The sequence below is a fragment of the Methylotenera sp. 1P/1 genome (assembly GCF_000384355.1).
GTDB lineage: Bacteria > Pseudomonadota > Gammaproteobacteria > Burkholderiales > Methylophilaceae > Methylophilus.
In genome coordinates this window covers 797,882-817,053 of the sequence record NZ_ARWC01000001.1, presented here as the reverse complement: position 1 = coordinate 817,053, position 19,172 = coordinate 797,882, and the positions used below count along the sequence as shown (strand labels likewise).

Annotated in this window: 17 protein-coding genes; 10 read left to right on the top strand and 7 right to left on the bottom strand. The window is 46.7% G+C overall.

Annotated features, from left to right (window positions below):
• The first annotated feature begins 67 nt into the window (after positions 1 to 67).
• Positions 68 to 682, top strand: coding sequence for a DedA family protein (locus A3Q3_RS0103840; RefSeq protein WP_020182254.1), 615 nt, complete (start codon positions 68 to 70; stop codon positions 680 to 682).
• Between the two features lie 3 nt (positions 683 to 685).
• Here the strand turns inward: A3Q3_RS0103840 and A3Q3_RS0103835 are convergent, their stop codons facing one another.
• The 3 genes from A3Q3_RS0103835 to A3Q3_RS0103825 are packed head-to-tail and all read right to left on the bottom strand — an operon-like array spanning position 686 to position 7,336.
• Positions 686 to 1,246, bottom strand: a complete 561-nt coding sequence (locus A3Q3_RS0103835) for a histidine phosphatase family protein (RefSeq protein ID WP_020182253.1) — start codon at positions 1,244 to 1,246, stop codon at positions 686 to 688.
• The gene (locus A3Q3_RS0103830; RefSeq protein ID WP_020182252.1) at positions 1,243 to 4,635 is read right to left on the bottom strand and encodes an exodeoxyribonuclease V subunit beta; all 3,393 of its coding nucleotides are present in this window, start codon (positions 4,633 to 4,635) and stop codon (positions 1,243 to 1,245) included. The genes A3Q3_RS0103835 and A3Q3_RS0103830 overlap by 4 nt, the downstream gene beginning before the upstream one ends.
• Positions 4,628 to 7,336, bottom strand: coding sequence for a PD-(D/E)XK nuclease family protein (locus A3Q3_RS0103825; protein ID WP_020182251.1), 2,709 nt, complete (start codon positions 7,334 to 7,336; stop codon positions 4,628 to 4,630). The genes A3Q3_RS0103830 and A3Q3_RS0103825 overlap by 8 nt, the downstream gene beginning before the upstream one ends.
• Positions 7,337 to 7,456: 120 nt before the next feature.
• Between A3Q3_RS0103825 and A3Q3_RS0103820 the strand changes: the two genes are divergently transcribed.
• The 9 genes from A3Q3_RS0103820 (at position 7,457) to efp (ending at position 12,412) form a co-directional block, all read left to right on the top strand.
• Positions 7,457 to 7,870, top strand: a complete 414-nt coding sequence (locus A3Q3_RS0103820) for a hypothetical protein (protein ID WP_020182250.1) — start codon at positions 7,457 to 7,459, stop codon at positions 7,868 to 7,870.
• Between the two features lie 2 nt (positions 7,871 to 7,872).
• Positions 7,873 to 8,358 (top strand): transcription elongation factor GreB, encoded by a 486-nt coding sequence (gene greB / locus A3Q3_RS0103815; RefSeq protein WP_020182249.1) that lies wholly within the window; start codon positions 7,873 to 7,875, stop codon positions 8,356 to 8,358.
• 61 nt (positions 8,359 to 8,419) lie between these two features.
• Positions 8,420 to 8,818: a CopL family metal-binding regulatory protein gene (locus A3Q3_RS0103810; RefSeq protein ID WP_020182248.1), complete on the top strand. Its 399-nt coding sequence runs from the start codon at positions 8,420 to 8,422 to the stop codon at positions 8,816 to 8,818.
• Between the two features lie 58 nt (positions 8,819 to 8,876).
• Positions 8,877 to 9,548: a hypothetical protein gene (locus tag A3Q3_RS0103805; protein ID WP_020182247.1), complete on the top strand. Its 672-nt coding sequence runs from the start codon at positions 8,877 to 8,879 to the stop codon at positions 9,546 to 9,548.
• Between the two features lie 24 nt (positions 9,549 to 9,572).
• Positions 9,573 to 9,917, top strand: coding sequence for a heavy-metal-associated domain-containing protein (locus tag A3Q3_RS0103800; protein WP_020182246.1), 345 nt, complete (start codon positions 9,573 to 9,575; stop codon positions 9,915 to 9,917).
• The gene (locus A3Q3_RS0103795) at positions 9,918 to 10,316 is read left to right on the top strand and encodes a hypothetical protein (protein WP_020182245.1); all 399 of its coding nucleotides are present in this window, start codon (positions 9,918 to 9,920) and stop codon (positions 10,314 to 10,316) included.
• A gap of 55 nt (positions 10,317 to 10,371) precedes the next feature.
• The gene (locus A3Q3_RS0103790) at positions 10,372 to 10,719 is read left to right on the top strand and encodes a DUF3147 family protein (protein ID WP_020182244.1); all 348 of its coding nucleotides are present in this window, start codon (positions 10,372 to 10,374) and stop codon (positions 10,717 to 10,719) included.
• 1 nt (position 10,720) lies between these two features.
• A complete protein-coding gene (earP, locus tag A3Q3_RS0103785; protein ID WP_020182243.1) occupies positions 10,721 to 11,800 on the top strand; it encodes an elongation factor P maturation arginine rhamnosyltransferase EarP in 1,080 nt (359 codons plus the stop codon).
• 51 nt (positions 11,801 to 11,851) lie between these two features.
• Positions 11,852 to 12,412, top strand: coding sequence for an elongation factor P (gene efp / locus A3Q3_RS0103780; RefSeq protein ID WP_020182242.1), 561 nt, complete (start codon positions 11,852 to 11,854; stop codon positions 12,410 to 12,412).
• A gap of 55 nt (positions 12,413 to 12,467) precedes the next feature.
• Here efp and A3Q3_RS0103775 read toward each other — a convergent pair whose 3' ends face one another.
• The 4 genes from A3Q3_RS0103775 to A3Q3_RS0103760 form a co-directional block, all read right to left on the bottom strand.
• Positions 12,468 to 12,761 (bottom strand): DUF2934 domain-containing protein, encoded by a 294-nt coding sequence (locus A3Q3_RS0103775; protein ID WP_020182241.1) that lies wholly within the window; start codon positions 12,759 to 12,761, stop codon positions 12,468 to 12,470.
• Between the two features lie 49 nt (positions 12,762 to 12,810).
• Positions 12,811 to 14,265, bottom strand: a complete 1,455-nt coding sequence (gene tldD / locus A3Q3_RS0103770; protein ID WP_020182240.1) for a metalloprotease TldD — start codon at positions 14,263 to 14,265, stop codon at positions 12,811 to 12,813.
• A 105-nt stretch (positions 14,266 to 14,370) separates the two neighbouring features.
• Positions 14,371 to 15,219 carry a carbon-nitrogen hydrolase family protein gene (locus tag A3Q3_RS0103765; protein WP_020182239.1) on the bottom strand — a complete coding sequence of 283 codons (849 nt, stop codon included), beginning with the start codon at positions 15,217 to 15,219 and terminating at the stop codon, positions 14,371 to 14,373.
• Positions 15,220 to 15,240: 21 nt separating this feature from the next.
• Complete coding sequence (locus A3Q3_RS0103760; protein ID WP_020182238.1) at positions 15,241 to 19,098, bottom strand: YhdP family protein; 3,858 nt, start codon at positions 19,096 to 19,098, stop codon at positions 15,241 to 15,243.
• Positions 19,099 to 19,172 lie beyond the last annotated feature (74 nt).

Here is a 19,172-nt window from a genome sequence, read left to right as displayed (position 1 = left end):
AGCCTGCGGATGGATTTCACAAAACAATGCTATATTCGTTTTTATTCAAATTAAAGAGTGATTCACTATGTTAGAAAAAGCGCTTGCTGCAGTTGCCGCATGGATTATTTCTGTGATTTCCACCATGGGTTACGGTGGCATTGTATTACTGATGGCCATCGAATCTGCCTGTATTCCGTTACCGTCAGAAATCATCATGCCGTTTGCTGGATTTTTGGTGAGTAAAGGCGAAATGACACTGTGGGGCATTGCGCTTGCGGGTGCGATTGGCTGTGTGGTGGGCTCTATTCCAGCCTATTATGTGGGGCTGTTTGGTGGCAGACCACTGGCTGAAAAATACGGTAAATATGTACTCATCAGCAAAAAAGATTTAGACATGGCAGATCGCTGGTTTGCCAATCATGGCGAAATCATTATTTTTATTGCGCGCCTGTTGCCGGCAGTCCGCACGTTTATTGCTTTCCCAGCCGGAGTGGCGCGGATGAACATGACCAAGTTTGTCAGCTACACCTTTGTAGGCTCGCTGATTTGGTGTTACGCATTGGGTTACATTGGTATGAAGACTGGAGAGCACTGGGAAGACTTGAAAGTGTATTTCCACGAGTCTCACTATGTGATTGCAGCGCTAGGGGTGATTTTTCTGGCTTGGTATATTCACCGTCATTTTAAAAATGAGCACTAGCAGCTAGTAATCACAATTGCTAGATGGATTGAGTCCTTCTTGATCTAACGTGAGCGTGGGTTTGTGATGTTGATAGGTGAGTATCCATATCGAATCAAAATCAGCATCTTCCCACTGCGGTGCGTCTTTTAAACCAAGCGCACGAGCCAGTTTGGGGATGGATTGGTGAGACCACACCATAAGCACGGTGCCACGCTTTTTGAAGACATTGTTAGCAACACCCTCATAATCGTTATCTTCATATTTACTGTTAATCGTTAAATTGTACTTCACCGCAAACGGAGTAATGGTTTGAAACATGCGGCTATGCGATGTGTTTTTATCCGCATCGAGTGAAGGCACATACAGGTAATCGGGCAGCTTGAATTTTTGATGGAGCACCTGCGATAATTGCAGTGCACGGTTTTGCCCTTGGCAAGATAAGTTATCCCCATCTGCAGGTTTCTCTGCATGCCGAATAATGACTACTTTTAAATCTTTGCTGGGTTGGTCATGAGATTGATCATCGCAAGCGCTCAGCAATATAGGCGTTGCAATCAATATCCAGCATTTCAAAGACGTCATATTAGCCTCACCAATTTACCTACACTTAAAAAGAACACGGCCTTTTGTACGGTTAAGCCTTCTTGTTTAAATAGCACTGCATAACCTTCTAATTGCTCCCGGTATGGTTCGGCCATTTGCTGGAGCGTTGCATCGGACAACCCAGACGTTAGAGGGATGGATTTGTAGTCGATAATCCAACGCGTATCATGTTCTACAAACGTGCGGTCAATCACTTTCTTTTGAATCACTTGGTTGTTGAGGGCTTCAACGGCAAGCTCATTGTTAGCATCTGGCCTTGCTTTTAATACCCATTGCCCATCTTGGCTGGTCAATGTGGTGTGCAACATGGCAATGATCTCATCGGCGGCGCTTGTGCTTAGCGGCTGAGAGTGTCTCTGTTGTAACAGCCAGTGTACCATCGCAGGTTTGCAGTCATTGAGTCGCTGAATCGACCATTGATCAAGCCCAATATTGCTGATGAGCTGCATATACAAGTGCGCTAGCGTGCCTTTGTCAGTTGCTAGCGTAGATGATGTAGAAGCGCTATCTGGTTCTGGACTCACTTGCGGGTATGCACCCGCCATTGGTTTAGCTGTATTGTGTTGCGCCAATATGGCAGGCATTTGCACAGTAGGTAAACGCATGAGCTGCGGCGTAAATTCTGCCAGTGAGCTTGCGTCTTCTTGTAAGCGGATGGGCTCTGCTTGCATAAACGCAGCGCCTACGCTTGGCCAGAGCAGTTCTAATAACGATTGTTTCACTGGCGTGATGTCACCCTCTTTACGTTTGACCGTTGCTACCAGATGCAGTTGACGGATAGCACGGGTAGCTGCCACGTAAAGCAGCCGTGCTGTTTCGTTATTGGCACGCGTGGCTTCTAGTTGTTTGATGTAATCGTAAATGGTGGGCGCGCTGTTTTTCTTTTTTTTGCTGTAGGGTGCAGCTAGCAATTGTGTATGCGCCTCTGATTGCACTTCTTCCCACAGCATGAGTGGTGAATCTGCATGCCGAGGTTTGCGATTCAGCGCCGGCAGAATGACACAGTCAAATTCCAAGCCTTTGGATTTATGGATGGTGAGAAATTGCAAATGGTCATTTTCGGTAATGTCTGGCTCGGCGTACAACTTTTCCATGGCTGTTTCAAGTTGCGTAAAATCCAGTGAATGGCCTTGCGTTAACGTTTCTATTAAATCAAAAAATGCTTGAATGTCGCGGTTATCCCCTGCGCTGATGAGCGTGCTGCCGCCACCTAGCTGTAGCCAAGTGCTTTCTATCCAGCGGCGCAATGGCACACGGCCTTGCTCATTAAATGCTTGGTTTAAAATGGCGTGCACATGCGTTAAGCGCGCTTGGCCATCAATACTTAGTGCGCTTTCACTAGATATCGCACGTTGCATCAACTGCCAAATGGTAGCGCGGTGGTCATGTGCGCAGAGGGCATGTAAATCTTTAAGCGTTAGACCACACCAAGGCGCGCGTAATATATTGAGCCAATGTACGCGGTCCGCACGATGCAGCATGGCGCGTGTCAGGGAAAGTGCATCTTGCACAGTTTGGCGTTGGCTCAAGCCTTCGATTTCCACCGCCTGAAACTTTAAATGATTGAAGTGGCGGCGAATTTCCGAGACCAGCGCGTGTAGATGCGTACGTGAACGCACGAGCACGGCTATTGTTTGTGAGGGGTGTTCTCGTTGTGTTTGGTCAATCAGTGCGGCGACATAATGCGCTTCATGCGTGTAAACCACTGCGCTTTCCTCATCGCCTTCTACCGCCAGTGCGTGTACTTGTACACCTTCATGATCAATGGCATCGCGCGTGGCAATAAACTCGCGATAACTAATGGCCGCTTCTAGCGTATTGTCGGCAGGGGGGAAGATGGATTTGAATTTTTGATTAATCCATTCAACCACTTGCGGATGCGAGCGGTTATTGCGCGTGAGTTTGAGTGGTTGTAGTGATATTTGCCCAATGCCATGGGTGGCTGCTTGCAGAAACAAACTGACATCCGCTTTACGGAAGCGATAAATCGATTGCATGGGGTCGCCCACACAAAACAGCGTTCTGCCGTCATTAGGTTGCCAGCCTGCCGTCAATAACTCCAACAATTCTTTTTGGGTGGCATTGGTGTCTTGAAACTCATCGACCAATAGATGCGAGATTTTGTAATCCAGTTTCAGCGCTAAGTCTGTTGCGCCATCCTCGTCACGCAGTGCATTGATGGCTAATCGTGAAATCGCAACAAAATCAACCTCACCGGCCGATTGAAATACTTGCCACAAATGCGCAGCCGCCAATTGCAGCACTTGGCCAAACGCGCTGACGACTACGCTATTTTGGTGTAAGTCTGCGTCATTGAGCATGGGCAAGCTACGTAACGCATGTAAGGCATCTGGGTCGCCTATCATCTCGGTAATTTGCTCAAACACTTCTACATGTGATTTTTTATCTGCATGCTCTTTTGGAAACCCTAAATTCACGTTTAAGCCACCGGGCTTACGAAACATACCTTTATCCGTGAGTAAAAAATCAATCAAGATCAGCCAGTGCGGGAGCGTTTGTGCATGCAACGCCAAAGGGGTTTGCCAATCTTGCAGTGATTTTAGTGGATGAGCTTCATCTAAATTGCCGGCTGCAAATCGTACTACTGGCATCAATATGGTTTGGCGATGAGGGGTGAGTACTTGGTAAGCCAACGCTAATTTCTCTTCAATAACAGTTTGGATGATAGCTGCGCATTGATTGGATATTTCATCCAAATCTAATGCTTGGTGCTGTGAGGTGAGTGGCAGCCATTGTTCACGCTTGGCAAGCATCTCACTTAATAATTGCGCAAGCTTCTGCGCGTCGTTCTGCATAAACGCCAATACAGTGCTGATGGGCGCATCCAAACTGGTTTCTTGTGCGACCATGGCCAGTGTGCGTTTGGCGGCCTCTAGATAATGGGTATTGGCATCATCTGCTACACGTGGTTGCCCACCCAATCGACTAAGCAATGGCATTTGTGCAGACAGGCTACTGCATAACGCATCAATAGTTAAAATGCGTAAACGGGAGGGCTGTGTGAGCAATTGCCAGTTTTTTTGGCCGGATTGTTGCAAGGCCGATAACGCCAATGCGCGTGTTTGTTGTTTGTGTGGGGCATCCACCGTTGTGTTTTGCTCAGCCGCTTCCAAACTTTGTAAAATGCGGTTGCGCATTTCCGCCGCGGCTTTATTTGTGAAGGTGAGTGCAATGATTTCTTCAGGCGATTCTACTGTGCCAAGTAATTTAAGATAACGCTGCGTCAATAACTCGGTTTTTCCGGCACCCGCTGGCGCTTCTACAATAAACGATTGGCGTGCATCCAACGCTTTTAGGCGGTTGTCTGCATCCAACGCAATAAGTGCTTGTGGGGTCATCTCATGCATTGCCTGCACCCTTGGCAGATGCCCCCATACGTTGCATCTCAAACTGTAGTTGCCGCTCCGGTAAACGCAATAAGGGTTTTACATCGCAATACATTAAATCGTTTTCGTCTTCAAATATGACGCCTGCATGGCCCGCGCGGATTTCTTCGGCAATATTTTCTAAACTACTACGCCAATGGCTGATGAGCGCAGGCAAGGTATCGAAGGCTTTAAATGCTGAGTTGCTTTTGAGCTTTTCAAACGGTGTAATATTGGGAATGCCTTCCTCTTGTGCCAAGCCGCTAAATTTACATTCTTCTGCATGCACTTTGGCAAAACACACGGCGACCACTTCATTGTCTTTTAAGGCAATAGACGCATAGAGTGGTAGCTGTGGTTCATTGATTCTGTCTTTGACCCAGCTACTGGTTTTGGGGTCGCTGGCGCCTGTTTTGTAGTCGATGATGACCAATGCATCATCCTCAAGCTTGTCGATACGGTCAATGCGACATTCAATCGCCAATCCGGCAACCTGAATCGGATAGACAGCCTCACATGCTTTCACGCTAAAGTCTTCTCGTTGTATTTCGATGGCCAGCCAAGCGCGTAGCAGTTGTTGCAGGCGATTTTGCTCGATACGTACTAGTTGCTTAGGTAAGGTTTGTGCAATGTCTTGCAAGGCTTTTTCTACGGCGTGTCGAATGTTGCTATCAAGCGCATCATGGCTCAACTGCTTAAGTGTTTGTAGATCGCCACACGCTAGCCAAAAATGCTGCAAAACGGTATGCACTAAATTGCCGCGGGTCATGCTGTCTAAACCGTCACTGGGTTCTTCCAACGCCATTGCACCTAGGCGGTATTGATAGAATGCCCAAGCCGGGCATACAGCTTGGGCTGCGAGCAGTTTTGTGCCGCCACGCAGTTTGTCATTTGCATGTACTGGCGGTGCTAACGCGTCATCCAGCATCTGCATGGCTTGGGGCTCTGCAAGGTTTTCCGCCATGGTGTTGGCCTGCGGTGCGTGCGCCACACTGGGAATATTCGCTAATAGGGGAGAAACACGTAATTCACGCTCTCCCGCTTTGTGCGACCAAGAAAATGTCACCTCATGCGCGCTGTGACACAGCCGGCTGTGGATGGCTTGTGCAAACACACTTTGTGCATTGGGGCTTGCGCCTGGCGTGAGTAGCTCTCGCTGCAACGTGGCAGGCAAGAGCGGATTCAAATCAGTAGGTGGAGGCCACAAGTGGTCGTTCATCCCCATTACCCAAATTGCATCAATCGGTTGACTCAGGTTCTCCAACATACCCAGTAGCTGAATACGCACATCACCAATGGCTTCTGGCATAAACATTTTGCTGCGAGCAAGCTGGTACAACTTTTGTAAGGCATTGCTTGCAGTGATGGCCCCCGTTAAGGAGTCAAGTGCTGCAAATGCTTCTAACACTCCATCCCACGCTTGTTTGGCTTGGTATTCATGGCTGCTGAGCGGGCGTGTCTGTGCCCAGTGTAAATGGGCTAACAGCTCTGCAAAGTGTGTTGACCATACGGAAGGCGGTTGAGGTTTTCCCCATTGTGATTGTGTGGTGTGTAGCCACTGTAAATGCGCAAGGCATTGTGGCAAGTCGTTACTTTGTTCTAATAAAGCAATCAATTGCGTTAAATGAAAAGTACGCATCAGTTTTTTACGCATCCGTGCATCGGCAAGGCTGCGCGCGTCTAATTCGGTTAAGTCACTCCAGTAGACATCAAGTAATAGTGGGCTGATGTCGGTTTGTGTCAGCGTTTGATGGCTGCTTGCCAAACGTAGTAGGTTTAGCGCGGTGCGGCACATGCTGTGCTCACTGAGCATCATGCCTACCGAGAAGTCGTAAATTCTGGGCGTTTCATATTGATGCGCATGCAGTGCTTCCGGATGAAATGTATCGTCTAGCAGATCACTTAAAACGCGTCGTACCTCATTTTGCACTGGCGAGATAATGGCAAGGTTGCTTTGTGGACATTGCGTTAGGTACTGCTTGGCCCAAGCGACTGCTGCGCGACACTCGGCTTGCAAATCGGGCAGCCCAATCTGCACGAGTTGTGCATCGGCTATGTCTAGTTTACGCACGTCGATAGTCACGCCTTTGCTTTGCAAAATCGCCATTAAGCGTTGTTCTAACGGTGTAATACGGTCAAAGCCAATCAGTTGAATGTGGCGGGGCAATGGGCTTTGGCATTGCGTAAGTGCTTGTATCTCTTGCTGTAATCGCCACGCGGGAGTGACGGTTTGATGTTGTTCGCAAAGTTTAAAAAATGCATTGCGCCAGCGCAAAAACTGACGGGTTTCGGTATTGGTAAAGTAATCGCTAAGTTGTGCGTCCTCAATCTGCCAATGAATCAGCATCTGGTTCGCGGCGATGGCTGATTGTGCCAAACTCGGAACATCAAATAGCTCAGAAAAGGCATGCTTGGCAAGGCAGCTTTCAATGGCTTGTTGCCACAGCATAGTCTCAGTAAAACTATCTAGAGTGTTAGGGGAGAAATAATCAGCATCAATCTCGCCAGCCAATAAAGCAAAGCCAGTATAACGATGCAGCCACTGTGTGAGCGTATCAATCTGCGGGGCTGCCCACTGCTGCGTTCCGCTTTCTGTTTGCTTACGCTGATAATCCAGATGCAGGCTACGTGCTAGACGCGTGGTTGAGCATAAAATGAGCGGGCTATGGGCTTGTGCTAACATTGCCACATTCTAACCGACCATGCCAATGGATGAGCAGGCGCAACGATTAAAAATTAACAATTAAATCTGCGGATTGTTGGATAATGGGCGTTATCAAAGAAAGTGCTTGAAAGGGAAGATATGTTAGGTGGTTTGGCAAAGTTTTTGAAATACAGTATTGGTCTGATTGTGATACCCATTGCATTGTTTGCACTCTACACATGGGCAACATTGACGTGGGTCTATTCATCCGGTGAGCGCGCAGGGTACGTGCAAAAGCTCTCATTAAAGGGTTGGGTGTGTAAAACTTATGAAGGTGAACTGGTGCTGGTTTCCATGCCAGGCACGCAAGCGGAAAAGTTCTTTTTTTCCGTGCGTGATGAAAAAGTCGCGCAACGTATCAATGAAACCGTGGGTAAGCGCGTACGCTTAATTTATGAAGAGCATTTGGGTGTGCCGAGTTCTTGCTTTGCCGAGACACCGCATTTTGTGAGCGATGTTGAGCTGTTGGATACTCCGCAAATCGAGATGATTCAGAAAAACGAACTTCAGTAACTATGGCAGCAAGCGACGAGAAAAATTACATCACACCAGAGGGTTTCGCTGCCTTACAAGCAGAGTTTCATCAGTTGTACAAAGTAGAGCGGCCAGAAGTGGTGCGCACCGTATCTTGGGCTGCTGGCAATGGTGATCGCAGTGAAAACGGTGACTATATTTACGGCAAACGCAGATTACGTCAGATTGATAGCCGTTGCCGCCATTTAATGCGGCGTATGGACTTAGCCGAGGTGGTCGATAGCAGCTTGCAGCAGCACTTAGAGAAAGTATTTTTCGGCGCATGGGTGACCTTGTTCAATCTACAGGATGATAGCGAGCATATCTATCGCATTGTCGGCAAAGATGAAATCGAGCCGACCAAAGGCTATATCAGCTGGATATCGCCATTAGCCAAAGCCATGTTAGGTAAAAGTGTTGGTGATACCGTACGTGTAGCGACCCCCAAAGCAGAAGAAGCGTTTGAAGTGATTGATATTCACTATTAGCCAGCCATTTAACAAATACTTCTGCATTGAACTTAATACATAGACTGTTATCATATCCGCCATGTTGATTCGCTTTTCACGTTTGTTTGCTTATGTCCTGCTGCTGGTTATGCCGCTACAGGGTATTGCTGCGGCAAATATGTTGGTGTGCAATAGCACGATGCAAATACAGCAAATGCAACAGACTCAAGCGCAAGCATATGCAATGCCATGTCATGCGCACATGGCGCAGAGCGGTGGGCATGCTGATGCAGCCGCAGACCATGGCAAGTCCCCAACTACCGCATGTAAAACCAGTTGCAATACTTTATGTACAAATTTGTGCGCGATTGCAGCTTTACCCATGCGTAATAAAGCAGCCATGTTACCTAGTGTCACTACATTGATTGGCTCAGCACATTTTTCATACGCTTCTATTACCTTACCTAGCCTACAACGTCCCCCTATATTCCTTTCTTAAGTAAAGCCTTGTCACGTCCATACATGGACGTGACTGTTACTTGATAGAAAGGAAATCTATGTTTTTCAAAGTCTTAACAAGGCTGTGGCTAACTGCCGCAGCCCTGATGACAAGTCAATATGTCATTGCCGGGCCGATGGGATTTAACGATTCCTATATGGCCATGGGCGATTTCAATAATCACTGGCGTGAGTCGTTTATTAACTACGCCATCACCCCGCGAGATGCATTGGGAGTGGGCGCAACCTATATGCGCGCAGACGATAAAACCAAAACTCGCACGTTGGAAGAGGTGATATACACACGCTTATTGCAGCGATGGAACTTGCCGCATGCACAAGCCAATGTATGGTTTATTGGTGGAGTAGGGGCGCTGCAAGCCGAAGACAAGCAAGAAGGTGTGCATCATGATGTTAGCAAGGTCATGATTACGCCTGGTATTCAGTTTGATTATGAAACCACGCGTGTTTACTTCGCAGCGACACATCGCTTTTATCGCGCGTCCGATATCAACCACGACTTTACCAGTGCGCGCGCTGGCTTCTCCTTTTACGAAACCGATTACGATAAGACACAGCCTTGGTTAATTGTTGAGGCACGCAATATGAACGGCTTATCAGACAAAGTAGAAGTCACCCCCATGCTACGTTTGATTAACAAAAACTTCTTTGTTGAGGCGGGTGTGAATAACGCACGTGAACCACGTTTCAACTTTATGTATATATTTTAATTCGCAAATTTGAAGGCATTTATCATGAAAAAATTAAGCATTGTTTTACTTGTTTCAACTGTATTTTTCAGTCAATGGGCCATGGCTGCAACCCAAACTATCCAAGCAAAAGTCAATGGCATGGTATGCGCGTTTTGCGCACAAGGCATCGAGAAAAAGATGCGTGTGCTATCACAAACCAAAGATGTGTATGTCAATTTAAAGCAGCGCATTGTCGCGGTTGAGCTAAAAGAAGGCCAAACCTTGCCGGAGAGTACAGTGAAAGATCTGATTAAGGATGCTGGTTATGATGTGACTGCAATTGAAATCACGGATCATCCAGTAGCGTATATCAAGGCAGAGATTGAATCCAAGCAAGGAGCCAAATAAATGACAGCGCATCCTCCTGAGATGACGCATCTCAAGCATACCAAAGCAGCCTCAGTACTTTCCTTATTCACCAGTGGCGGTACGCTGATTTGTTGCGCCTTACCTGCACTGCTGGTAGGCATTGGTGCAGGCGCTGCAATGTCGAGCCTAGTCGCCAATGTACCGCAGCTTGTGTGGTTTTCGGAGCATAAAGTAGTGGTATTTATTTTTGCAGCATGCATGTTGATAGTCTCAGGCATGCTGCAATGGCGTGCTAGAAGCTTACCTTGCCCAGTCGATCCTGCGCTGGCAGCCGCATGTATGAAAGCGCGTAAAGTTTCATGGCGTGTTTACGTGTTTTCGGTACTGATATTTTTGGTAGGCGGCTTTTTTGCATTTATAGCACCGATTATTTTATAAACAATCGCTAATACCTAACTGTATTGAGCAGTTAGGTGTTTAAAGGGGGGGCGCAATGTATTTTTTGATAAAGTACTTAGTGACGGCTGGTTTGATTTTGGTAATATCTGAAGCAGCTAAGCTGAGCGATAAACTGGGTGGGTTAATAGCAGCTTTACCGCTTGTTACAGTATTTACTTTGATCTGGTTAAATTATGAGCAGCAGCCGATTGCTAAAATTTCAAATCACGCTTATTACACGTTCTGGTATGTCATTCCAACCTTACCTATGTTTTTGTTGATGCCGTATTTTTTAACCCGATACAATTTCTGGTTGAGCTTATTTCTGAGTCTGGCGATTTCAATCGGCATATTTGGTGTTTATGCTATGGTTTTAAAGAATTTTGGGATTGACCTTATCTGATATGACACAGCGCTGGGATGTTTTTTGCAAGGTCGTCGATAACTTTGGCGATATTGGCGTGTGCTGGCGTCTAGCACGTCAGCTCCAATCCGAGCATCAATTGGATATTCGCCTGTGGGTGGATGACTTGCAAGTGGCGCAACGCTTGATACCTTCACTCACCTTGGCGGCTACTGAACAGCGGGTAGACGGTATCCGTGTGATGCATTGGTGTGCGGATGCAGATTTCTCTGATGCGGCAGACATGGTCATTGAGGCTTTTGCTTGTGGCTTGCCACCAGCATACATTGCCGCTATGCAACAACAGCAATCCAGATGGGTCAACCTAGAGTATCTGACGGCTGAAACTTGGGCAGAAGATTTTCATGCCAAGACCTCACCGCAGGCAAATGGTATGGTGCGCCACTTTTATTTTCCAGGGTTTACACAAGCTACAGGTGGGCTGATTCGTGAGCGCCACATACCACCCGTTTTGCATCCGCCTGCTAAGCAAGCTGTAAATGCGTGCAAAGTTTCGCTATTTTGTTATCCGCATGCTCCTATCATAAGTTTACTTAGTGCAATTGCAGAAGGTAAGCAGCCTGTGCATTGCTATGTGCCTTCCACCACGATTTTGCCTCAAGTCGCTGATTTTTTTGGAAAGACATCGTTGCAGGTTGGCCAAATGGTAAGCCATGGTGCATTAACGGTAGAGGTGTTACCGTTTTTATCACAAGCCGATTACGACCAATTGCTCACGCGTTGTGACATTAATTTTGTGCGGGGTGAAGATAGCTGGGTACGTGCCATTTGGGCTGGAAAACCATTTATTTGGCAGCCTTATCTGCAAGAAGAGGGCGCACATATACCTAAGCTGAAAGCCTTTTTAGCGCAACATTATCAGAGCATGCCAATAACAGCTCTGAATGTCAGCCAAGCCATGCATATGGCTTGGCAGGATACAGCGTTCCAGGCTTCTGTTTGGGATGACTATCTAGCGGCATGGTCATCGATTAACGCGGCCACTCAAGAGGCGAGTCGAACGCTCTTTAGCCAAACCGATTTGGCTTCTAAGTTGGTGATTTTTTGCAATAATTTGTAAAAATTGCGTATAATGCGCGCTTCTAAAATTTTATTTTTCTAACTCAATATTATGAAAATCGCACAAGACCTTCGCGTGGGTAACGTGGTAATGATTGGCAACGATCCGATGGTAATCGTTAAAGCCGAATACAATAAATCTGGCCGTAACTCTGCTGTCGTTAAAATGAAAATGAAAAACTTGCTGACAGAGGCACCGAGCGAGAACGTATACGCAGCACAAGATAAATTTGATGTGATTGTGTTAGAGAAAAAAGAAGTGACTTTCTCTTACTTTGCAGATCCAACCTATGTATTTATGGATGCTGAATACAACCAATATGATGTGGATGCTGAGTTTATGGAAGACGCGCTGCCATACTTGGAAGATGGTATGCCATGCGAAGTGCGTTTTTACGACGGTAAAGCGATTTCTATCGAGTTGCCAACCACTGTGGTGCGAGAAATCACTTATACCGAGCCAGCAGTGAAGGGTGATACCTCAGGCAAAGTGATGAAACCAGCGAAAATTGCTACCGGTTTTGAAATTCCAGTACCATTATTTGTAAGCCAAGGCGACAAAATTGAGATTGATACGCGTACCGGTGAATACCGTAACCGCGTGATGAAGTAATCATCAGTCACTTTGGTGACATGCAATATTAAAAAAGGCGCTCAAGGCGCCTTTTTTATTTGGGATATTTCGCGTTAATTTCTTGCTCTGCCTGTATCCAATAATCTGCTGTGTTACCTGAGAAGTGATGCTTCTCTGCAATATAGTAGGCAGCTACTTCTATCATTCTATAGCGTTCAGCATCCCCGATTTTTTTTGCCTTGGACGAGCTGGAAGCTGAACTGGTTTTCTTGGTAGCTGCTGTTGCTTTAGGTTTAGCTGCAACTGCCTTTTTTACCTTGTCAGTTGGTTTAGCTGCTGCTTTTTTTGGTTTTGCTTTTTCCTCAGATGCTTTTTTTGCTGTTGCCATCGTGCTCTCCTTTGTCCTAAGTCATCGGTGTCTGCTACTTGTTTACATCCTATTCAACAGTGCCTCCCACTGTCAAGCCATCGATTTTAAGCGTGGGTTGCCCAACGCCTACCGGCACACTTTGGCCTTCTTTGCCACAAGTGCCCACACCTGAATCTAAGGCCATATCGTTACCAATCATACTCACGCGTGTGAGCACATCTGGACCGTTACCTATTAAAGTGGCTCCTTTTACCGGATAGGTGATTTTGCCATCTTCAATCATGTACGCTTCGGCCGCACTGAATACAAACTTACCACTGGTGATATCGACTTGACCGCCACCAAAGTTAGCAGCATACAGGCCTTTTTTGACAGATTTAATAATCTCTTGCGGATCTTTGTCGCCGTTCATCATGTAGGTATTCGTCATGCGCGGCATGGGGATGTGTGCATAGCTTTCACGTCGGGCATTACCGGTTAAGGGCATGCCCATTAATCTTGCATTCAGACCATCTTGAATGTAGCCACGCAAAATACCATCTTCAATCAACACAGTGCGATTAGTCGGGTTGCCTTCATCATCCATACTCAGCGAACCACGACGGTCGGCAATGGTGCCGTCATCGACAATCGTGATGCCTTTGGCCGCTACTTGTTTGCCGATCATGCCGCTAAAAGCTGAACTGCCTTTACGGTTAAAATCACCTTCTAAGCCGTGTCCAATCGCTTCATGGAGCAGAATACCAGGCCAGCCTGCGCCAAGCACTACCGTCATGCTGCCCGCAGGGGCAGGGCGTGCATCTAAATTCACCAAGGCTTGATGCACAGCCTTTTGTGCGTAATCGTGCAAGACTTCATCGGTAAAGTAGCTGTAATCGAAACGACCACCACCACCACTAGAACCTTGCTCGCGTCTGCCATTGTGTTCTGCAATCACTTGCACGGAAATACGTACCAATGGGCGCACATCCGCAGCCATCAAACCATCGCTGCGCGCTACCATCACAACCTCATACTCACCGGCAATAGAGGCCATGACTTGTGTTACACGCGTATCGATTTGTTTGGCAAACTGTTCTAGGCGCTCAAGCAATTTCACTTTAGCGTCTGCGCTGAGGCTGGCAATCGGGTCTTGTGGTAAGTAAAGGGAAGGCGTTTGGCGTGTCAGTACGGTTTTGCCCGTTTGCTCTGTCCCCAATGCCGCAATTGATCTGGTGGCATTCGCTGCTTCAAGTAAGGCTGGCAGGTTAATGTCATCTGAATAAGCAAAGGCGGTTTTCTCACCGCTGATTGCACGCACACCTACGCCTTGATCGATGCTGAAATTGCCTGACTTGACCTGACCTTCTTCCAAGCCCCAGGATTCGCTACGACTGTATTGAAAATACAAATCGGCATAATCTACCTGGTGCGACATCATTTGTCCCAGCACCCCTTGTAGCGATGAAGTATCGATACCGGTGGGTCTGAGTAATAGTTCCTGTGCTGTTTCCAGATGGCTCTGGTCTGTGCGTGTGCTCATGGTTTGCTTCTTACAAATGGACTTCTAATAAAATAACACACATATTAACAAGGCAGCATGTATGGCGCAGTGGAATATCCACCTGATGCGCCATCATGAAAGCCATTAAATGGCTCTAATGGTTTTATGCTTGAGCGCAGGCAAACTTTGGCGCAGGCTACTCAAATACTCACGGTTAATATTGGCAATCACCACGCCAGAACCACGTGGTAAGCGATCTAGCACCACGCCCCAAGGGTCTACAATCATGCTATTGCCATGGGTTTCACGCCCGGATAAATGGTAACCACCCTGTGCTGAGGCGACAACATAACATTGATTTTCAATGGCGCGCGCACGTATTAAGCTCTCCCAGTGGGCTTTGCCGGTGGTTTCTGTAAACGCAGAGGGCACCATAATCATATCGACCTCACCCATGGCACGGTACAGCTCCGGGAAGCGTAAATCGTAACAAATAGACAAACCGATTTTGCCGTAAGGCGTCTCAACCGTGACAATTTGATCACCGGATTCAATGGTGTTTTCTTCGTGATAATGTTCTGTACCCAAATCCAAGCCAAACAGGTGGATCTTGTCATAGCGTGCAACTTGCTCGCCTTTGTCGTTATAGACCAAGCAACTGTTTCTAACCTTATTAGGGAAATTACTGACCAGCGGAACCGAGCCAGCCACAATCCATACTTTGTATTGTTTGGCCGTTTTGGCTAGAAAAGTTTGAATAGGGCCATCGTTCGGTTTTTCACGCACGGTGACTTTATCGAATTCTTTGTTGCCCATGATACAAAAATACTCTGGCAGTACCACAATTTTGGCACCTTGTTTTGCGGCCAATTCAATCAAGCGTTTTGCTTCAACCAGGTTAGACGAGACGTGTGGACTTGATGCCATTTGAACGGCAGCCACTTTAAACATAGCGTCTTTTTTAACAGTCTTTAATTTTTGCTTACTTTCCATGATGTTTATCTTTGCTAGCAATTAACGTGTGTTCAAGATGTCCTGTTTTTGTGGCGCATCTTTCTTTGATTCTATCTCTTGTGGGTTGTCCCATGTGCCTGTAATGACATAGTCGGTCGAGGCAATTTTGTTAAAGGGATCTTTTAGTATCTTTTGCGCAACAAATGCAGCGGCACCCACAATAGGCCCGCCTGCAAGTGCAGCAAGCGAAAGCGAGTCACTGACATGCGGAATCACGGTGACCTTCAAGTTTTGGGTTTCGGTTTTTAAATTGGTTTCCCCTTGAATTTTGGCTTCGGCAGCGGGGCCTGTCATATAAAAGTCGTTGCTGCGTAAGACACCACCCGTGGCTGTTGCTGTGGCGCTGATTTTGTCAAAGGCAAAGCCATCGCTAAACAAATCTCTAAAATCTAAGCTGAGTCTTCTGGGGAGGCTTTGTAAACTGAGCAATCCTAACAGGCGACCCACGCCAGGCTGCACTTTCACAATTTGTCCTTTTTCTGCTTCCAGTTTTAAATTGCCGTTGAGGCCGGAAGTCTCAAATTCATGTGGACTACCAGGCCAACGTAACTGGCCGGAGAGCGTAGCCTTCCCGCCTTTTACGGCATCTGGTTGACCAAAACGTCTCAGTGACCTACCAATACTGTCGGACTGCAAGTTAAACTTGAATGTAGTATTGGGGCTGCGTGTCCAGTTATGCCAAGTGCCATCTGCCAATAGCGTGAAATCCGTATTGCTGATGCTTAGTTTTTGTATTTGCCAGTCGTCCCCGTTCTCAAAGGCATCAACGGTTAGCGCGCCTAGCTTTTTGTCGCCAATTTCAAAGTTCTCGACATCTAAATCCAGCGCGGGATATTGTTTGGTGACGCGTTTGATTTCCTTTTTGGCGGAGGCATCCTCTTTACCTGTGACATTAGGAATCACTAAGTTTTTGAGTTTAGCTGTGATTTTTCCGTTGCCTTCGGTTTGCCATGTCACATCGCCCGTCATTTCTTGGCTTTGAATATTGAACTTAATCCCGCTAGCAGAAGGCTTGGCGCTTGCTTTAAATTGGTGGATGTCGCGGTTGAGCACATTCAAGGTGCCAGCGTACACATCGGCTTGACTCAGCCATGGTGGTAGCGCATTCGTGCCTCGCGCATCGCTAGGCGTGTTTTGTTTAAAGAATGCCAGCCACTCGTCTACATCAAAAGTGTCCAGTTTGGCTTTGAGTACCAAGCCTTTGCCGGCAGGAATAGCAACTGGAGTATTAATGCCAATTTCGCCACGATCAATCGCCCATTTTCCATCTACGGTATTGCGAGCGATCTTGGCTGAAATGAGATCGCCATATTGCATGTTAATTTCATCGTTATCGGCACTGCGCTGCACTTTATCGATACGTAGCGGGTAGATTTGGCCAGTGGCTTTGGTCATGGGGCTAGGCAGATTCACGGCCATGCCTACTAGGTTGGATGAAAACGTGAAATCCGCTAGCGGTTTCTTGATGAGAATGTCCCCTTTCCAATCGGTGGTGCCCTGTAAGGCGTTAACGATTGGGTGTGAGATTACTTTCTTAATTCCAGCATCGTTAATGCGACCACTAGCGTTAATTTGCAGACTTTTTTCTGCCCCTGTCATCAATGTAATACGCGCTGGTCCACCCAGCACTTCCGTACTGATGTTATTGGCATTTAAGCCATTTTCAGTAAAGTTCAGCGTGCCGTTGATCTTGCTCAGCTCAGGCAATCCAACTTCATCATTGGCAAACAAGGTGCCATTTTTAATTTGATAAGCCCCTTTGTATTTGGCGGCTTCCAAATCTTGCATTGGAATCAGTAAGTCCAAATCCAAATGCCCATCGCCAGCTGTTTTGAGTGATTCGGTAAAGCCCATGGCGACTTCTTTGACTGGGCTTTCATTCACAAATTTAATGCCCTCACGTACAGGTCCTTCAACCACGCTGGCAATATGCAACATAGGCCAATCGGCATCTAATTGGGGGATTTCAATTTTGCTACTGATGATTTTGTTGCCAAGGATATCTCCCTTATTGGCATTTAGCAGCATGCGTTTGCCTTCAAACAGCATTTGCGTGTTCAAGTTTCTAACCAGTGGCCAGCCTGTGCCATATTCAATCAGGGCCTCTTCGATTTGCGCAGTGACTTTAAACTGCCCAAGTTTTGCGTCTGGCTGGTTTTTTGCGTTGACAAAGGGAAAGTCTGCCAAACGCCCTTTGATAATGACATTTACATCGTTGGCGCGCCCAGCCAAGATGGAAGTATCTAACCAGTGCAATGTTTCTTTACCTAAAATAATCGGGTAATAAAAAGGCGCAAATTTGGCGTTGCCTTGGTCAAATGTTGCATGTAAGTCTAAAAAGTCACCTTTGCCTTGTTGATGCGCAAACTTGGCTTTAATGACCCCTGAAATATGGGGGTTCTTGACGATGAGTTGGTCAGCAAACAGGGTAGTGCCCTGTTTGTTCGTTTGCCATTCAACGGCGCCTTGTAGTGAATCGATAGGCACAGGCCAGCGTAAGATATCTTTGAGGTCTAGGGCGGCAGCATGTGTATCAAACTGCACTTCGCCTTTACGTTCATTTAAATCGATATTTCCGGTGAGGTTGTTAAATCCGGGCAGTTTCCCATAGGGTTGTATGCTGAGTTGTTTAAACTCGCCCGACAACGCATAGTTTTGCAGTTGATTAGGATGGCCAGAGAGCGCACCTTTGATAGTGGTTAACTTTCCGCTTGGTGAAATACCCTCAATCCATTCCATCCATTGCGGGGATAGTTTGAAATAGCGCGCAGTTTCTACCACTTTACTGAGCTCTAGCGCTTGTACAGACACATAAGCATCTATCCAAGCTTGATTTTTCTTAGTTGTGCGCTCCCACTCTCCGTTGGCAGACTCAACCTTTAAACCCGTATTGAATGCGACATTCACATCTTTTGCAGTCAATGTTTCGCCTGTTTTGGTTTTCTTCCAACCCAAATGGCCTTGTAGCTTGGGTGCGATGAGAGGTGTGTCAGTGTGCGCATGATGCACGCTAAGGTGTTGTAAACGAATATTTGCTTCTATTTCGTCAATCGCAAGAGCAGAAAAATGCAGATCGGCTTCTGCATTGCCCATGCCACTTTTGATTTCTAGTGGATAGTCTACCCATGCGCGCCACACGGAAATGTCAGTATTTTGCACAGCAAGATGCACATTGCCGCGCCAATCTTTGATATTTGACATGTCTCGCCCAATGAAATATCCAGAAAGCTTAATGGGTTGCTTTGTGCCAACAGAGGAAAATGTGTCTAATTTAAACTCATGCCTTCCAAAGATACTTTTCCAGGCAGAGTTACTTAGCGTGAGGTTGAGCTTCTTGAGTACGAGTGGGGGCGCTTGTCTGAGCTCGTCAATGTAAGTGATGTTTGCATTTTGTACACCGACATTAGACTGCGCCAGTAGCCAGTTGGCAAAATCAGGGTTGCCACGGCCGCTTAAATTAACACCAGCCAAATAAAACACACCTTCCTTTGAGCGGCGGATGATCAGCGTAGGTGCATAGGCAGTGAGTTCTGAAAGTCTTAAATCAAGCAGCCCAATGCTTAACCATGAAAGTTGCGTATCTACCTTTTGCAAGGTGAGCGCTGGTCGGTTTTGCTCATCATAAATATCTATGTTGGCGAGCGTAACGCGCGGCGAGAGATGGTGCCAGCCAGTGCTGATGTCGCCAATGGTGACTTTACGCTGCATGGTTTTGCTGGCGTAGGTGGCGATGTCATCTTTGTAATTGTTGATATTAGGAAATACAAAAAAGCGTATGACTAATACTGCAAGTATTATCAGTAACGAGAGAAATGCAACGAGGTAAGCAGCCCAGCGAAAGATATTGCGTATAGTCATGAAGTGATAATGGGTGGGTGCATAGGGATATTGCGCTATTTTACTTTATTTTATAGCTTGGAACGGAAAGAAAA

Coding starts and splice junctions, on each gene's coding strand:
- A3Q3_RS0103840 (WP_020182254.1), top strand. CDS start 68: ATGTTAGAAAAAGCGCTTGCTGCAGTTGCCGCATGGATTATTTCTGTG.
- A3Q3_RS0103835 (WP_020182253.1), bottom strand. CDS start 1,246: ATGACGTCTTTGAAATGCTGGATATTGATTGCAACGCCTATATTGCTG.
- A3Q3_RS0103830 (WP_020182252.1), bottom strand. CDS start 4,635: ATGCATGAGATGACCCCACAAGCACTTATTGCGTTGGATGCAGACAAC.
- A3Q3_RS0103825 (WP_020182251.1), bottom strand. CDS start 7,336: ATGTTAGCACAAGCCCATAGCCCGCTCATTTTATGCTCAACCACGCGT.
- A3Q3_RS0103820 (WP_020182250.1), top strand. CDS start 7,457: ATGTTAGGTGGTTTGGCAAAGTTTTTGAAATACAGTATTGGTCTGATT.
- greB (WP_020182249.1), top strand. CDS start 7,873: ATGGCAGCAAGCGACGAGAAAAATTACATCACACCAGAGGGTTTCGCT.
- A3Q3_RS0103810 (WP_020182248.1), top strand. CDS start 8,420: ATGTTGATTCGCTTTTCACGTTTGTTTGCTTATGTCCTGCTGCTGGTT.
- A3Q3_RS0103805 (WP_020182247.1), top strand. CDS start 8,877: ATGTTTTTCAAAGTCTTAACAAGGCTGTGGCTAACTGCCGCAGCCCTG.
- A3Q3_RS0103800 (WP_020182246.1), top strand. CDS start 9,573: ATGAAAAAATTAAGCATTGTTTTACTTGTTTCAACTGTATTTTTCAGT.
- A3Q3_RS0103795 (WP_020182245.1), top strand. CDS start 9,918: ATGACAGCGCATCCTCCTGAGATGACGCATCTCAAGCATACCAAAGCA.
- A3Q3_RS0103790 (WP_020182244.1), top strand. CDS start 10,372: ATGTATTTTTTGATAAAGTACTTAGTGACGGCTGGTTTGATTTTGGTA.
- earP (WP_020182243.1), top strand. CDS start 10,721: ATGACACAGCGCTGGGATGTTTTTTGCAAGGTCGTCGATAACTTTGGC.
- efp (WP_020182242.1), top strand. CDS start 11,852: ATGAAAATCGCACAAGACCTTCGCGTGGGTAACGTGGTAATGATTGGC.
- A3Q3_RS0103775 (WP_020182241.1), bottom strand. CDS start 12,761: ATGGCAACAGCAAAAAAAGCATCTGAGGAAAAAGCAAAACCAAAAAAA.
- tldD (WP_020182240.1), bottom strand. CDS start 14,265: ATGAGCACACGCACAGACCAGAGCCATCTGGAAACAGCACAGGAACTA.
- A3Q3_RS0103765 (WP_020182239.1), bottom strand. CDS start 15,219: ATGGAAAGTAAGCAAAAATTAAAGACTGTTAAAAAAGACGCTATGTTT.
- A3Q3_RS0103760 (WP_020182238.1), bottom strand. CDS start 19,098: ATGACTATACGCAATATCTTTCGCTGGGCTGCTTACCTCGTTGCATTT.